Genomic DNA, 15,842 nt, shown 5'->3' with positions numbered 1-15,842 from the left:
CTACTGACGAATGGCGACTACGGAGTCGCCATCGCGAACGAATCCTTGTCCAACAGTGATGATTTCGACCTGCTTTCCAAGCCCTGTCAACCAAACCCCATCCTGTTCTGCTTTAACCAGTTGGATAGGAACAAATTTCACTTTGTCTTCTGCCTGAACGGTCTTAACACCCAGATTTCCAGCCTCATCCAAAGCCAGCATGGCTGGAGTGACTTTTATTGCCAGCTGAGTAGCGAGTTGCAAATCCACTTCAGCGCTGACACCAGCAGACGTTCTCTGCCCTTGATTAGGAATCTCGACTTCGATAGCAAATGTATTGGTTGCAGGTGAGGAGACTCTGGAAATGTATCGCAGATGTCCTTCAACTTCCTGACCAGTTACCAGACGAACATGGGCTTTTTTATTAAGCTTGAGCTGGTCTACGTGACGTTCACTGACATCAGCTTCAATCACCAAAGTAGATAAATCGAGCACCTTCGCAACAGGGTCGCCGATGCCTACAAAATCACCCACTTCAATCATCATGTCTTCAATCACGCCAGTGAAAGGGGCTTTGACTTCAGTGTTGCTTAGTGCCAGTTGCGCATTTCTCACACCAGCACGAGCTTCCGTTAGAGCAGCCTGAGCAGTGCTGTAGGCAACTTCACCTTGAAGACCACGCTTTTTCAATGAGTTGGCAGCTTTGAATTCTTTTTCTTTTACCGAGAGAATGGCTCTGGCTTTCTCAAGCCGGATGTCCAGATCACCCTTATCAATTTGAGCAATAGCCTGCCCTTTTTTAACGGCATCACCTTTACTGACTTTCAAAGCAATGATTTTACCTGCGATTTCAGCACCAAGAGTGGCTTCTCGATTGGGAGCGGTTCGACCATAAAGGTTGACGCTTTTTGCGGTAGGTTCTGCGCTAAAACTGCTGACGACAACTTTAGCGAGTGGCACTGGCTCTTCTTTTTTTTCAGCAGTTGGATTCTCTTCTGCTCGAAGCATTCCTAAACCAAGCCAAACGGTGAGAACTGTAACGAGTATGAGGGAAACCAGCCAGGGGCGTTGAGAAAAAAAGCCATTAATTCTTGCAATTGGCATACTAATTCCTTGTTATTTTTTTGCCTTTTACGACATCCTAACGCAAAAGGCTCAATCTTAGTTGAATTATATCGGAGATACCTTAAACCAAGATTAAGAGCAGGTGGAACAATGCTAATAAAGTATAGAAAACCAGTACAGCGTACCGAGAAAGAAAATGCCACTCAAATCACATAGAAATGAAAAAACCCAGCTTATTGCTGGGTTTTCAAATGATTAAGCTTTGTATCAAAGGTGGGATCAAACGCTAAATGATGCGCCACATCCACAGGTTGTCGTTGCGTTCGGGTTACTTACAAAGAATCGGCTACCCTCCAGACCCTCAGTGTAATCCACCACACCGCCAATCAGGTATTGCAGGCTCATAGGGTCTACAACCAAAACAACGCCATCGTTTTCAATAATAGTGTCACCTTCGTTGACTGATTCATCAAATGTAAAGCCATACTGAAAACCACTACAACCACCACCAGTGATATAAACTCGCAATTTCAGCTCAGGATTTTCCTCTTCAGAAATCAGAATTTTTACGCGCGCTGCCGCTGTATCTGAAAAGGACAAGGGTACATTTACTTCGCTCACAACGACCTCTCTCACTCGGCTAATTTGTCAATACGCCGACTTATCTAAATTTACATTATTGGCTGATTATCTAATACCTGACTGCTTCGTTCAAGTATTGCCTAATTCCAACCAGCCCGCACAAAACTTTAAAATGAGTAATGCAAATCCTACCTTTATCGTTACAATGCCTGCGTTCAACTTTTATGAGGATTTCTCCATGACCAAATCAGCCGAGCTGTATCAGAAAGCGCAAGATGTAATTCCGGGAGGGGTTAACTCACCTGTTCGTGCTTTTAATGGTGTCGGTGGCTCTCCACTGTTTATTGAGCGCGCTGACGGTGCTTTCATTTTTGATGCTGATGGAAAAGCTTACATTGACTACGTTGGGTCATGGGGACCTATGATTCTTGGTCATAACCATGTTGCCATTCGAGATGCCGTTATTGAAGCTGCTCATCGCGGTTTAAGTTTTGGTGCGCCAACCGAAATGGAAATAAAAATGGCTGAGCTGGTTTCCGAACTGGTTCCTTCAATGGAGCAACTGCGCATGGTGAGTTCAGGTACTGAAGCGACCATGAGTGCCATCCGCCTGGCTCGTGGTTACACGGGTCGTGACAAAATCCTGAAATTCGAGGGTTGCTACCATGGTCACGCTGACAGCTTGCTGGTTAAAGCAGGCTCCGGTGCTCTGACTCTTGGTCAGCCAAGCTCTCCTGGTGTTCCGGCAGATTTTGCGAAATACACACTGACAGCAACATTTAATGACTTAGAGTCTGTTAAAGCGCTGTTTGAAGCCAATAAAGATGAGATCGCCTGTATTATCGTTGAACCTGTGGCAGGCAACATGAACTGTATCCCACCTATCGCTGGTTTCCATGAAGGGTTAAGAGAAATCTGTGATCAGGAAGGCGCGGTACTGATTTTCGATGAAGTTATGACAGGCTTCCGAGTATCTCAAGGCGGTGCGCAGGCGTACTACAATATTCAGCCAGATCTGACTACGTTAGGTAAAGTCATTGGTGGTGGTATGCCAGTTGGAGCATTCGGCGGCAAGAAAGAAATCATGCAACACATTGCGCCAACAGGTCCGGTTTATCAGGCGGGAACGCTTTCTGGTAACCCCGTAGCAATGGCGGCAGGTTACGCATGCTTGACTGAGCTGACCCTTGAAGGCAATGAAAAACGATTGGCTGATGTCACTAAGCAACTGGCTGACGGCTTCAAATCGCTGGCGGACAAACACGATATTCCTCTTGCGGTTAACCAGGTTGGTGCGATGTTTGGTTTCTTCTTTACCGAACAAGCTGAAATCACCAGCTATGAAGATGTCACTAAATGCGATATTGAGCGCTTTAAACGATTCTTCCACTTAATGCTTGAGCACGGTGTGTACCTGGCTCCTTCAGCGTTTGAAGCAAGCTTCACTTCTCTGGCACACGGTCAGAAAGAAATCGAAGCGACTCTGGAAGCGGCAGATCGCTGTTTCGCTATTCTGGCAGCAGAATAACCGAAAACACTGAATTTATTGGGGCAGCATTCGCTGCCCTTTTTATTGCCAGTTAACAATCACTAAGATCAAAAGTACAACGACACAAATAGCAAACCAAGGAATTGGCTTTCTAGATTTAGAACATTCCTGCTCTTGCTTACAACACCCCATATCCCAGATGGCCTTATAATCAGTTGATAACCGACTGTATTGTAGCCATTATATGGCACATACCAACCGATATAAGGTCAATACTGTGCCAGACAAACTGAAACTGTCTTCCAGTCACTGGGTGCTGATCATGGCTTTGCTGGTAGCTGGCTATGCCTGTTACTTACTCGTTCAGCCCTACATCAATTCCATCATCTTGGCATTCATTATTTCTCTGCTGATGTTTCCGGTCCATGAGTGGTTAGAAAACAAGATGCCGAATTACAAGAACACGGCTTCGGTGCTGTCGTGTATTTTGCTTACAGTGATCATTGTTCTGCCACTGCTTGCTGTATTCGCTGCAATTGTTCAGCAAGGTTCAGGCTTTTCTCAAAATGCCTACAAGTGGATCACTCAGGGCGGGATACAGGAAGCGACATCTCACCCGCTCGTCGTAAAAGGGCTGAGCTTCGTCAATGAATACCTGCCGTTTGATAACATCGACCCTCAGCACATTGCCCAAAAAGTCGCAGAGTTTGTCTCTCAGTTTGGTTCTCAATTGGTCACCTTCAGTGCCAAAGTGCTGGGAGATGCCACTAACTTTCTGATGGACTTCCTGTTGATGCTGTTTGTGCTGTTCTTCTTGTTGAGAGATCACGACAAAATCATCACGGCAGTGCGTCATATCCTTCCTCTTTCTCGCAGCCAGGAAGATCGATTACTGGAAGAGATCGAGAAAGTCTCGAAATCCGCAGTGTTGGGTTCTTTTCTTACCGCAATAGCACAAGGTTTGGCTGGCGGTATTGGCATGTGGCTGGCAGGGTTCCCCGGACTATTCTGGGGTACGATGATGGGATTTGCTTCATTTATCCCTATTGTGGGTACTGCGTTAATCTGGATCCCTGCTGTGATTTATCTCTTCTTTACTGGTGATACCGGTTGGGCAATATTCCTCACCATTTGGAGTGTGGTAATTGTAGGTTCCATTGATAACGTTCTCAGACCCTTGTTGATGCAAGGCAGCGCGGGCATGAATACCCTGATGATCTTCTTCTCACTACTGGGGGGAATCCATTTGTTCGGGCTGATCGGGTTGATTTATGGTCCATTGATCTTCGCTATTACCATGGTGCTGTTTAAGATTTACGAAGAAGAGTTCCAGACTTTCCTTAACGAGCAAGACAATAGCTAGTTTTTCATTTTATTAGGCTTCAAGCGATGGTCGGATTATGCGAGAATCCGACCATCTTTTTTTATCGAGATTCCATCCATGTCGGCATACACCGCCCCAAGCCAGATTGCAGAGCGCAACCTTGAATACTTTGAAGGAAAACACGTGCTGGTTGCTGGCGAAGCAGAAGACCTATTCCCACTCGATCTCGCCAAACATTGCGAAAGCGTCACCGTTTTTACGACGCACTATGGCTACTTTCGTCAGTATGAAAAACACCCAAATGTAACGCGTGTTTTTTCTGAAGCATTTACGGAGCAGACCAATGCAGACTTAGTGCTGCTTTACTGGCCAAAAGCCAAAGCAGAGGCGGAATACCTGCTTGCAATGTTGATGAACCACTTGGGTCAGGGGACTGAAATTGTCGTCGTCGGTGAAAATCGCTCTGGCATTAAGAGTATTGAAAAATTCTTCAAACCATATGGCGTAATCAAAAAATACGATTCAGCCAGAAGGTGCTCTTTTTACTGGGGACAGTGTACTAGCGAACCTGCACCATTTGAGTTAGCCGACTGGTTTAAATCCTATACCTTGCCTATCGATGGGCAAGATGTCGTGATCAAGAGCTTGCCCGGAGTATTCAGTCATGGCGAGTTTGATGTGGGTACGCAGCTTTTACTCAAGACCCTTCCTGAACTAAAAGGAAAAGTGTTGGACTTTGGTTGCGGTGCTGGTGTGATTGGCGCGACTATGGCAATGCAATACCCAGAAATTGCCCTCACCATGTGTGATGTCAGCGCATTGGCTGTTGCTTCATCAAAAGCAACACTCGAAGCAAACGGTTTGAAAGGGAATGTTATCCCAACCGATGTATATTCAGACATTGACGCCGGATTCGACTTTCTGATCTCCAACCCCCCTTTCCATTCAGGGCTGGATACCAGCTACAGCGCGACGGAAACACTGCTTGCCGATGCGCCTGACTACCTCAGCCAGAATGGTAAATTGCATATTGTTGCCAATAGCTTTCTCAAATACCCACCAATCATTGAAGAAGCATTTGGTGAGTGTGTTTTGGTAGAAAAAACCAATAAATTCGCGATCTATCAGGCAAACAAGACAAACTAAATTCCTCCATAAGCTTTCGCCAGTGGCTGAAACCGCTGGCGTCCTTTGCTTCATATGTACTAACACTTTCAATCTATCTCATTTAATTTTTGCGTTATTGCCCACGCTTTGTATTGCACTTACTTGATTAAGAAAAAAAACCTCGTATAAACGTTAAAATCGTCATTTTCTGTTTTGTCGCATTTGCCGAGCCCGCCCCGGCAAAACGGACGTTGCACTAGGCTTATTTAAACGACTCCTATGTTTAAATCTAATAAAAAACAAAAATTTAAACGTCTTCAGCATACTTTGATGGTGGCATTTCTTGTCCTCAGTATTACGCCGCTGACTTTAATTGCTCTCTTCTTTTTGCAGTCTCATAGTAAAGATTTGCAGGAGCAGAGTACTTCTCACCTTCTTTCAGTTCGAGATACGAAAAAACAACAACTTGTCGATTATTTCGATGCAAAAGAATCCGAAGTAATGGGTTTTGTCCGTTCCGAACTGGCTTATAACAGTGGTGGTCGTTTTTACGGCCTTATCAATGCTTTCAGCAACTTAGGTGAAACGATTGAACAATCGCGAGAGTATGCGCAGCAGCGTTATATTGAAGGATCTGGGGATCAGATAAAAACGTCAATTTTGCCTGAGTCTGATGATTACCAGGGCAGCGAACGTTATCGCTTAATGCACAAGCGTTACCATCGACGTTACGTTGATCTTTTAAAACGCAGTGATTTTGACGACATCTTGTTGGTCGATCTGGATGGAAACGTCGTTTACTCACTCAACAAGCACGACAATTATGGTACGAATCTGGGTTCTGGAAAGTATCGGGACAGCAACCTCGGTGAAACTTTTCAGGCAATAAAATCTCTGGTGAAAAAGCAAAAAGACACACCAGATATTACGCCAATTGTGATGTCGGATTTTGCACTAGAGGGCAGTGAGCACATCGCGTGGTTTGCCGCGCCCATCATCCAGCAAGAATACCTGCACAGTTATGCTCTATTCCGTTTGCCTAGCACCAAGCTGATTTCTCTGTTTGAAGATACAGCCGCGCGTAAAGCCATCAAGGCATTTTTGGTTGGTAGTGACAAACAGGCTCGTGTTTTTAACGTCACTCAAGAAGAAATTGACAAAAGTAGCGAGATCATCGACCGCGCCCTTAACGGGCAAACCTCAGTCAGAACCTTTATTAATACCGCAGGCGAGAGCATTATTGCGGCTTACACCAGTATTAAGATCCAAAATATTGAATGGGCGTTAATTGCGGAACGAACCGAAGCTGAAGCGTTTGCTCGGATTCAGCAGCTAGAAAAAGTATTCGTGGTGGCCATGTTGATTGCCATTATCCTCGTGGTGATCTGTTCGCATTACCTTTCCAACTTCATTACTTCTCCGCTTTTAAAACTGACGTGGTCAGCTGAAAGGGTTTCGGCGGGTGATCTCGACGAAGTGATGTTTGAAACACGCCGCAAAGATGAAATTGGTCGTCTGGCGGTCAGCTTCCAGCGAATGCAGCGCTCTATCCGTGAGAAGATCCTCACCATCAAATCACAAAATGAAGAGCTAGAAGCTCACCTGAAAGTGATTCAAAGCCAGAATGACGAGCTTCAACTGGCCAACAAACTGAAAGATGAATTCCTGGCGACTACCTCGCACGAGCTCCGTACACCACTGCATGGGATGGTGGGTATTGCAGAGGCGTTGATCAGCGGAGCGAACGGACCAATACCTGCAAATCAGAAACATCAGCTCGATATCATCATTAATAGCGGTCAACGTCTTGCAACTCTGGTTGATGATCTTCTGGACTATCACAAAATGCGCTACGGCAGCCTCGATATTCAGGCTGCCGCCGTTAACCTCTCGTCCTCTACACGCTTGGTACTGGAACTTTCACAGCATTTGCTGGGCAACAAATCGATTCGCATCATTAATCAGGTTCCGATGGATTTGCCTTTAGTATCCGCTGATCCGCAGCGTTTAGAACAGGTTCTCTACAACCTGATAGGTAATGCTATTAAGTACACCTCTGAAGGTAAAATCGTCATTTCCGCTACAGTGCTGGACGATAAACTCCGGGTTCAGGTGGTTGATACAGGTCAGGGGATTCCGGCTGAGCAGCTGGAGCACATTTTTGAGCCCCTCATTCAGGCGGGTCAGGACTCTAGCCGTTACCGTCAGGGGGCGGGATTAGGCTTATCTATCAGCCGACAGTTGATCGAACTGATGGGAGGAACACTCTATGTCAGCAGTCAACCTCTTGTTGGCACTACCTTTAGTTTCTCTTTACCGTTGGCGTCAGATACAGAGATATCAACGTCGAAGCAGCTTGGCGAACAGAATCATTTCCAGTTGCCAGAAGCAAATGAAAACTCGTCACCAGAAGACAATTCATTGCCAGAAAACCCAGAAGGTCCACTCATTGTGGTCGCGGATGATGAACCGGTGAACCTGCAAATTCTGGACAGCTTCCTGCGAATGGAAGGATACAGGGTGAAAACGGCAAAAGATGGCACCGAGACCCTGGAACTGGTTCAACAGGAAAAGCCAGAACTGCTGCTATTAGACGTGATGATGCCAGGATTAAGTGGCTATCAGGTTTGTGAGCAGGTTCGTCTGAGTTATGACTTATCTGAGCTTCCGGTCATTATGCTTACCGCGCTAAGCCAGACCAACGACCGAATCAAAGGGTTCGACAGCGGGGCAAATGACTATTTAACGAAGCCATTCAACAAACTTGAGCTGGCTTCTCGAATCAAAGCTCATCTCTCAGCAAGTAAGGCGGAACTTCGTCGAATTGAAAACGACAAGCTTCAGGCAGAGCTTAAGCAAAGAGCACTAGTAGAAGCAAACCTGCTGGAAACACAAGGCAGATTGCTAGAACAGCTTGAATCGGCACCTGAAGCCATTCTGTGCCTTAGGGACGATGGCAGAATACGGTTTGCAAACGAGGCGGCATCTAAGCTATTTAAACGAACTCAGGAGCAGCTCAAACGTTCAAACGGTGACGAAGTCATCGCACCGAAATACCTCAACCTATCTCAGGAACACTTCTGCGGCGGAATTGACGTCTACATTGACGACAGGCGTGAACACCTTTCAGCGGATGTATTGAAGCTGCCAGAAGGCTCTGACATCCAGTATATGTATATATTCAATGTAGGCGGAGGCATTAACGCAACCCGCATTAATAATCTGGAAACCGCAGTTGAAGCCCTGTCCAGCTATGCGTTTGAAGGAGACAAAGGCAAACTGCAACAGCTTAAAGAACTGGGTGGTGAGTTTACGCGAATCGCAGATAAAGTGTCTGGTCGTGGTGGAGACAAGACAGAGCTCATGAGAGAGATTCTGGTTGATTCAATGACAACTGCGATTGACTACTGGGAATCGGAAACGGGACAAACCAAATTCTCTTTCGCAGAGCAGAGTGGCTTATGGCGCGTTTACCTTGATCGCAGCACGCTGCAAACTAGAACACTGGACAAATACCTTCGTGTTGAAACTCTGCCAAAAACTCCACGCTGGCGGACGGTATTGAACTCTATCGAGTTTATTCTGGATAACTGCCATACGCCTGGCGCACAGCGTGACAAACTGGTTAGCCTGAGGGATAAGTTGCAAAAACTCCTTACCTCATAAATCTGCATTCTGAATCACCTTATAAGCCAGTCGAGCACTTTTGTTTGACTGGCTTTTTATTACCATGTTGCTAGTGGCAATTCTCTTCTTATCTGACCTACCCCTCATAAATTAAAGTACTCTGGAAACCTTCAAATCGCACTAGTAAGAGATTCCATTTTGTTTCTGTTCTTGCGTCAATCCATGTTATTTCACCCGTTAAAATAACCCCGTTCAAACGCATAAAAACAGTGTCATTTTTGGCGAAAAATATCGAATATTGCTGCTACAACTCCAGTTTTGTTATCTGTTTGAGAAGTTAGTCACAACAAATTGTCAGAATAATTTTATCGACGTAAATTAACGATAAAAGTGGATAGTGAGTAAGATCTCTATAATATTGAAATAAAGAAATAACATTAAATATAAAAGCTAAAAAGGTAAGTAAACACTAACTTCACTTAAAGACAGTTCGATTTTTTTTGACCGTGCTCACAAGACAAAATGAGACCTATTCTTAAGTCAAAATCGTCATTTTGACGTTTATGACGTAGTTAAAAGGCGTTTTAACGTTTTTAACGGACTACCCGTTTGACCATTTACACGTACGGGTGTTTTCTTAGCCTTGACCGACGGCTATAGGCCACCCAACTTCTCTCAATTTCTTGAAGTTGGAGGGATGTTGGGATAGCCACGGCGAGTGTTTATCAATTGATGACATTCACATCCATTTAGTGAAATAAAAGCAATGAGTAAGGAACAGCTATGCTTGCCAATATTAAGAAGACAGCGCTAGCAGTTGCAGTAGTTGCTGCAGCAACTTCTGTAGCTCCAGTAGTTTCAGCTGCAGAACGTAGTGAACTGACTATCCACCCTAAAGAGTTCACAACATTCGTTCGTAACTTCAACCCTTTCTTGGGCGCAACTCATCTACATACAACTTGGGACTTCCTATACGAGCCACTAGTTGTATTTAATGAAATGCACGGCAACACGCCAGTAATGCGTCTTGCATCAGATTACAAAATGTCTGATGACCTAATGAGCGTTACGTTTGACATCCGTAAGGGTGTGAAATGGTCTGACGGCGAAAAATTCACTGCTGACGACGTAGTCTTCTCTTTTGACTTAGTGAAGAACACACCAGCACTTGACCAGCACGGCACAAACAACTGGGTAGCGAACGTTGAGAAAATCGACGAATACAAAGTTCGTTTCCGTTTGACTGAAGCTAACTCCAACGTACCTTACGAAATTGCAAAAGTTTCTATCGTACCTGAGCACGTTTGGTCTAAAGTTGAAGATCCAACAACGTTCATGAACGAAAACCCTGTTGGTTCTGGTCCGTTCACTGAAATCGCTACGTTCACACCTCAACTTTACGTTCAGTGTCGTAACCCTAACTACTGGGACAACGATAACCTAGATGTAGACTGTCTACGTGTTCCTCAAATCGCAAACAACGACCAGTTCTTGGGTAAAGTTGTAAACAGCGAAATGGACTGGACATCATCGTTCATTCCTGACATCGACCGTACTTACGCAGCAGCAAGCCCTAAACACCACTACTGGTACCCACCAGCAGGTACTCAGGCGTTTGTTGTTAACTTCAAGCACCCAGACGCAGCGAAAAACGAAGCGCTAAACAACGTTGACTTCCGTCGTGCGTTCTCAATGGCTCTTGACCGTCAAACTATTATCGACATCGCATTCTACGGTGGCGGTACAGTGAATGACTTCGCATCTGGCCTTGGCTACGCGTTTGAAGCTTGGTCTGATGAAAAGACTCACAACAAGTACAAAGGTTACAACACGTACAATGTTGAAGGCGCTAAAGAACTTCTGAAAAAAGCGGGCTTCAAAGACGTAAACAAAGACGGCTTTGTTGACACGCCATCAGGTAAATCTTTCGAGCTATTGATTCAATCTCCTAACGGTTGGACTGACTTCAACAACACTGTACAGCTAGCAGTTGAGCAACTAGAAGAAGTAGGCATCAAAGCACGTGCTCGTACTCCTGACTTCTCTGTGTACAACCAAGCTATGCTCGAAGGTACTTACGACGTTGCATACACCAACTACTTCCACGGTGCAGATCCATACACTTACTGGAACAGTGCGTACAACTCAAACCTTCAAGACGGTGCTGGTATGCCTCGTTTCGCGATGCACTTCTTCAAAGACAGCAAGCTAGATTCACTTCTAGACAGCTTCTACAAGACTGCAGACAAGAACGAGCAGCTAGAAATTGCTCACGGTATTCAGCAAATTATCGCATCTAACCAAGTTACGGTTCCTGTGATGTCTGGTGCTTACATGTACCAATACAACACAACTCGTTTCGCTGGCTGGTGGAGCGAGAAGAATCCTAAGGGTCGTCCAAACATCTGGTCTGGCATCCCTGAGCGTCTACTTCACGTACTGGACCTAAAACCAGTTAAGTAAGTACTAACCTTAGCGGTGTACTTCCGTGCACCGCTCATTAAACCCTCCTCTCTTAGTTTAAGATATGGCGCTCGTCGTCAGGGGGTTTCTCGTTCCAAAAAGGGCGTCCTGAAACCAGGATCAGGTAAAAAATCTGGGTGAGTAAGGTATAAGTTATGGGATATTTTTTAAGACGTTTGTCGTTTTACTTTATTGCGCTGTTAGTTGCAGCCACTTTGAACTTCATCATTCCGCGAGCAATGCCAGGTGACCCTGTTACCATGATGTTCGCTAACGCTTCAGTTCAGGTAACACCTGAACGTATTGAAGCAATGAAACAACTTCTGGGCTTCGTAGATGGCGGCTTGTTCGTTCAGTACGTAGCTTACATGAAGAACATTCTAAGCTGGGAACTGGGCACTTCTATTCAGTTTTATCCTCTTAGCGTAAACGAGCTGCTTGGCAGTGCGTTTGGCTGGTCTCTATTCCTAGCGGGTACAGCGGTAGTTCTTTCATTCTCTATCGGTTCAATTTTAGGTATTTTCGCGGCTTGGAAACGCGGTAGCCGTTACGATACTTTCATCACTCCAGGTATGCTTATTATTCAGGCAGTACCTCAGGTGGTTATCGCGATGCTGGCACTGTTTACTTTCGCAATCGGTCTGAAATGGTTCCCAACAGGTTACGCTTACACCGCAGGTACTACACCGGACTGGACAAGCTGGGCGTTTTATAAAGACGCTGCTTATCACGCTGTTCTACCCCTATTCTGTGCTTCTGTCGTCCAAATCGGTGGCTTCCTGGTCAACATGCGTAACAACATGATTAACCTGCTTGCCGAAGATTACATCACGATGGCGAAGGGTAAAGGTCTGAGTGAAAACCGCGTGGTATTCAACTACGCAGCACGTAACGCCTTGCTTCCAAGTGTGACGGCTTTGTCTATGTCACTTGGTATGGCGATCGGTGGTCAGCTTATCATCGAAATCATCTTTAACTACCCGGGTCTTGGTTCGGTTCTATTCAACGCGATTCACGCACGTGATTACCAAGTTCTTCAGGGGCAACTACTTATTATGACGCTATTCATGCTGTTCTTTAACCTAGTTGCAGACATGTTGTACGTAGTTCTAGACCCTCGCCTACGTAAGGGAGGCAAATAATCATGAAAGGTTTCGCTAAATTAGTTGCAGGTAACCCGGTTGCGTTAATCGGTGTAATTATCCTAAGCCTGTTTATCTTTATTGCGGTTGCAGCACCACTTATCACTAAGCACGTACCAGACAAACGTACTGGTAAGCCACATGAATACCCAGGTTTCGTTGTAAAAGCTGCTCAGAACAACCCTGATGGCTGGATCGCTGAAAACCTGGCAACTGACCGCCGTACTCTTCTGCTTTCCAAGAAAGCCGATCACGTACTGGGCACAACCCGTATGGGTCGTGACGTTTGGTCTCAGCTTGCTCACGGTGCACGTGTATCACTGGCTGTTGGCTTTGGTGCAGGTATCACAGTGTGCTTCCTGGCTACCATCATTGGTATCTCGGCAGGTTACTTCGGTGGTCGGGTCGACGACATCCTGACGGCTGCCATGAACATCATGCTCGTTATTCCACAATATCCACTCCTGTTTGTGCTTGCTGCCTTTATTGGAGAGGCCGGTCCGCTGACCATTGCCATTATTGTGGGATGTACCTCCTGGGCATGGGGTGCGAGGGTAATACGCTCCCAAACCCTGGCACTGCGTGAAAAAGAGTTTGTTAAAGCCGCAGAGGTACTTGGCGAGTCTTCCTGGAGAATCATCTTCGTAGAAATTCTGCCAAACCTAATCCCTATCGTAGGGGCAAGTTTCATCGGTTCGGTTATGTACGCCATCATGATGGAAGCCACTATCTCGTTCTTAGGTCTTGGTGACCCGAGCACCATCAGTTGGGGCATCATGCTGTACAACGTACAGACCTCATCATCCATGCTGATTGGCGCATGGTGGGAACTAGTCGCACCGTGTATGGCTCTGACATTGCTGGTTACAGGTCTTGCCCTGCTTAACTTCGCTGTCGACGAAATTGCTAACCCACAGCTACGTTCACACAAAGGTATGAAGCGTTGGAAGAAACTGAACGCTCAAGACCAGAAAGAACGCGAGCCAGAATTGCCACCACAAAATGCACTATGGAGCGGAGATAAATAATTATGACTGAGTCACTCATTTCCATCCGCAACTTATGCGTTGACTACATTACAGACGCGGGCGATGTCCGCGCCTGTAACAACGTAAGCTTTGATATTGGTAAAGGTGAAGTCTTCGGTCTGGCTGGAGAGTCAGGCTGTGGTAAGTCCACCGTTGCCTTTTCGCTGATGCGGCTTCATAAGCCGCCAGCGTTTATCACTGGCGGAGAGGTTATCTTCAATGGCGAAGATATCCTTCAATATAGCGACGAACGCATGCAAGCGTTCCGCTGGAGTGAGATGTCTATGGTGTTCCAGAGCGCGATGAACGCGCTCAACCCAGTCCTTACAATGGAAGATCAGTTCTGTGACGTAATTATGCGTCACACGAACATGACCCGAGAGCAGGCAAAACGCCGTGCCGAAGGATTACTGGAAATCGTAGATATTCACCCTAGCCGTCTAAGCGACTACCCACACCAGTTCTCTGGTGGTATGCGTCAGCGTCTGGTTATCGCTATCGCGTTGGCACTCAATCCAAAAATGATCATTATGGATGAGCCAACCACCGCGCTTGATGTTGTTGTACAACGCGAGATCCTTCAAAAGATTTACGCGCTAAAAGAAGAGTTCGGCTTCTCAATTCTGTTCATTACTCATGATTTGTCACTGATGGTCGAGTTCTCTGACCGCATTGGCATCATGTATTCCGGTGAACTGATTGAAGTAGCGCCTTCGAAAGAAATTCTGGAAAGCCCATATCATCCTTATACAAAAGGGCTGGGAAGTTCGTTCCCTCCATTAACTGGTCCAAAAACCAAGTTAACTGGTATTCCTGGCAACCCGTTGAACCTACTGGAAGTTCCAACTGGATGTCGTTTTCAGGCGCGTTGCGAACGAGTACACGAAGCATGTACTACCCAAGCAACATCACTGCGTCAAATAGAACCAAACCGCTTCTCTAACTGCCATTTATATGGTCAACCAATCGCTACGGCCAAAGCATAGAGCCAATAAAAAATAAAAAAGCGAAAAAGAGAAACTGGAGACAATTATGAGCAAAGATTTTGGCGAACTGCTAGTTGAAGGAAAGAACGTCGTAAAAGACTTCCCTATCAACAGTAACGCCCTAAACCAACCTATGATGCGTGCCATTAATGACGTGTCATTCAAAATGTATAAAAGCCGCGGTCTGTCGGTTGTTGGAGAGTCTGGTTCAGGCAAATCCACAACGGCAAAAATGATTGCGAAAATGTACGCCCCAACTGAAGGCGTTATCGAATACAAAGGTCGTGACATTCAGTCCATCAACGACAGAAAAGACCTGATGCACTACCGCGAAGGCGTCCAGATGGTATGGCAAGACCCGTTTGGTTCATTGAACCCAACGCATAACATCTTCCACCATATTGCTCGCCCGTTGCTGATTCACAAAAAAGTCACGTCCGGCAATAAAAAAGAGCTCGAAGAGCGTGTGTACGATCTTTTGGAGCAAGTGGGGTTAATTCCACCAAAGGAAACCGCACAAAAATTCCCGCATCAGTTGTCTGGCGGTCAGCGTCAGCGCGTTAATCTGGCAAGAAATATTGCTGTAGGTGCGGAAGTGGTTCTCGCAGATGAACCAACGTCCATGTTGGACGTATCTATCCGTGCAGGTGTTTTAAACCTGATGGAAGAAATGAAGTTTGAAAAGCAGATGTCTCTGCTTTACATCACGCACGATATCGCTACGGCGCGTTACATCGCCGAAGATCTTGCCGTGATGTACGTGGGTCACATGGTGGAATGGGGAGATACGGAAGAAATCATTCACGATCCTCAGCACCCATATACCCAGCTATTGGTATCCGCAGTGCCGGATCCTAAGAAATCGATACACGAAAAATTGAAAGGCAATAAAGGTGAGATCCCATTGTGGACACCTGAATCTGTCGGTTGCCCGTTCTCTGGTCGCTGTACTCACGCTTCAGACAAATGTCGTGAAAAGCTGCCAGCGGTAACTCAACTGTCTGACAACCACTTTGTGCGTTGTTATTTGTACGAATAAACAAGTTATAC

11 protein-coding genes are annotated in these 15,842 nt (G+C 45.9%); 9 read left to right on the top strand and 2 right to left on the bottom strand.

All coding sequences use genetic code 11. From position 1 onward, the window contains the following. Together QMG91_RS03360 and erpA are read right to left on the bottom strand one after the other, a co-directional pair. A complete protein-coding gene (locus tag QMG91_RS03360; protein ID WP_022602203.1) occupies positions 1 to 1,083 on the bottom strand; it encodes an efflux RND transporter periplasmic adaptor subunit in 1,083 nt (360 codons plus the stop codon). Between the two features lie 240 nt (positions 1,084 to 1,323). After that, positions 1,324 to 1,665: an iron-sulfur cluster insertion protein ErpA gene (erpA, locus tag QMG91_RS03355; protein WP_004401935.1), complete on the bottom strand. Its 342-nt coding sequence runs from the start codon at positions 1,663 to 1,665 to the stop codon at positions 1,324 to 1,326. 199 nt (positions 1,666 to 1,864) lie between these two features. On the opposite strand from erpA, the gene hemL reads away from it, so the two are divergent. From hemL to QMG91_RS03310, 9 genes are all read left to right on the top strand, one after another. Continuing rightward, entirely contained in the window at positions 1,865 to 3,154 is a 1,290-nt protein-coding gene (gene hemL / locus QMG91_RS03350) for a glutamate-1-semialdehyde 2,1-aminomutase (RefSeq protein WP_281828898.1), read from the top strand. A gap of 205 nt (positions 3,155 to 3,359) precedes the next feature. Next, entirely contained in the window at positions 3,360 to 4,478 is a 1,119-nt protein-coding gene (locus QMG91_RS03345; RefSeq protein WP_409351251.1) for an AI-2E family transporter, read from the top strand. Positions 4,479 to 4,556: 78 nt separating this feature from the next. Continuing rightward, positions 4,557 to 5,585 carry a 16S rRNA (guanine(1207)-N(2))-methyltransferase RsmC gene (rsmC, locus tag QMG91_RS03340; RefSeq protein ID WP_281828896.1) on the top strand — a complete coding sequence of 343 codons (1,029 nt, stop codon included), beginning with the start codon at positions 4,557 to 4,559 and terminating at the stop codon, positions 5,583 to 5,585. A gap of 240 nt (positions 5,586 to 5,825) precedes the next feature. Beyond that, entirely contained in the window at positions 5,826 to 9,212 is a 3,387-nt protein-coding gene (locus tag QMG91_RS03335) for an ATP-binding protein (protein ID WP_281828894.1), read from the top strand. Positions 9,213 to 9,956: 744 nt separating this feature from the next. After that, positions 9,957 to 11,636, top strand: coding sequence for an ABC transporter substrate-binding protein (locus tag QMG91_RS03330; RefSeq protein WP_004401929.1), 1,680 nt, complete (start codon positions 9,957 to 9,959; stop codon positions 11,634 to 11,636). A 155-nt stretch (positions 11,637 to 11,791) separates the two neighbouring features. Continuing rightward, positions 11,792 to 12,778 carry an ABC transporter permease gene (locus tag QMG91_RS03325; RefSeq protein ID WP_004401928.1) on the top strand — a complete coding sequence of 329 codons (987 nt, stop codon included), beginning with the start codon at positions 11,792 to 11,794 and terminating at the stop codon, positions 12,776 to 12,778. Between the two features lie 2 nt (positions 12,779 to 12,780). Next, on the top strand, positions 12,781 to 13,806 hold the full coding sequence (locus QMG91_RS03320; protein WP_004401926.1) for an ABC transporter permease: 1,026 nt from the start codon (positions 12,781 to 12,783) through the stop codon (positions 13,804 to 13,806). A 2-nt stretch (positions 13,807 to 13,808) separates the two neighbouring features. Continuing rightward, entirely contained in the window at positions 13,809 to 14,792 is a 984-nt protein-coding gene (locus QMG91_RS03315) for an ABC transporter ATP-binding protein (protein WP_004401924.1), read from the top strand. Between the two features lie 46 nt (positions 14,793 to 14,838). Then, complete coding sequence (locus QMG91_RS03310) at positions 14,839 to 15,831, top strand: ABC transporter ATP-binding protein (protein WP_004401922.1); 993 nt, start codon at positions 14,839 to 14,841, stop codon at positions 15,829 to 15,831. Positions 15,832 to 15,842 lie beyond the last annotated feature (11 nt).

This window comes from Vibrio nigripulchritudo (genome assembly GCF_027924785.1).
Taxonomy (GTDB): Bacteria; Pseudomonadota; Gammaproteobacteria; order Enterobacterales; family Vibrionaceae; genus Vibrio; species Vibrio nigripulchritudo.
The sequence above is the reverse complement of the archived record's forward strand: the minus strand, read 5'-3'. Positions and strand labels throughout refer to the sequence as shown.

Bases quoted from the DNA above. Each gene is read 5' to 3' on its own strand.
- QMG91_RS03360 (WP_022602203.1), bottom strand. From the start codon at position 1,083: ATGCCAATTGCAAGAATTAATGGCTTTTTTTCTCAACGCCCCTGGCTG.
- hemL (WP_281828898.1), top strand. From the start codon at position 1,865: ATGACCAAATCAGCCGAGCTGTATCAGAAAGCGCAAGATGTAATTCCG.
- QMG91_RS03345 (WP_409351251.1), top strand. From the start codon at position 3,360: ATGGCACATACCAACCGATATAAGGTCAATACTGTGCCAGACAAACTG.
- rsmC (WP_281828896.1), top strand. From the start codon at position 4,557: ATGTCGGCATACACCGCCCCAAGCCAGATTGCAGAGCGCAACCTTGAA.
- QMG91_RS03335 (WP_281828894.1), top strand. From the start codon at position 5,826: ATGTTTAAATCTAATAAAAAACAAAAATTTAAACGTCTTCAGCATACT.
- QMG91_RS03330 (WP_004401929.1), top strand. From the start codon at position 9,957: ATGCTTGCCAATATTAAGAAGACAGCGCTAGCAGTTGCAGTAGTTGCT.
- QMG91_RS03325 (WP_004401928.1), top strand. From the start codon at position 11,792: ATGGGATATTTTTTAAGACGTTTGTCGTTTTACTTTATTGCGCTGTTA.
- QMG91_RS03320 (WP_004401926.1), top strand. From the start codon at position 12,781: ATGAAAGGTTTCGCTAAATTAGTTGCAGGTAACCCGGTTGCGTTAATC.
- QMG91_RS03315 (WP_004401924.1), top strand. From the start codon at position 13,809: ATGACTGAGTCACTCATTTCCATCCGCAACTTATGCGTTGACTACATT.
- QMG91_RS03310 (WP_004401922.1), top strand. From the start codon at position 14,839: ATGAGCAAAGATTTTGGCGAACTGCTAGTTGAAGGAAAGAACGTCGTA.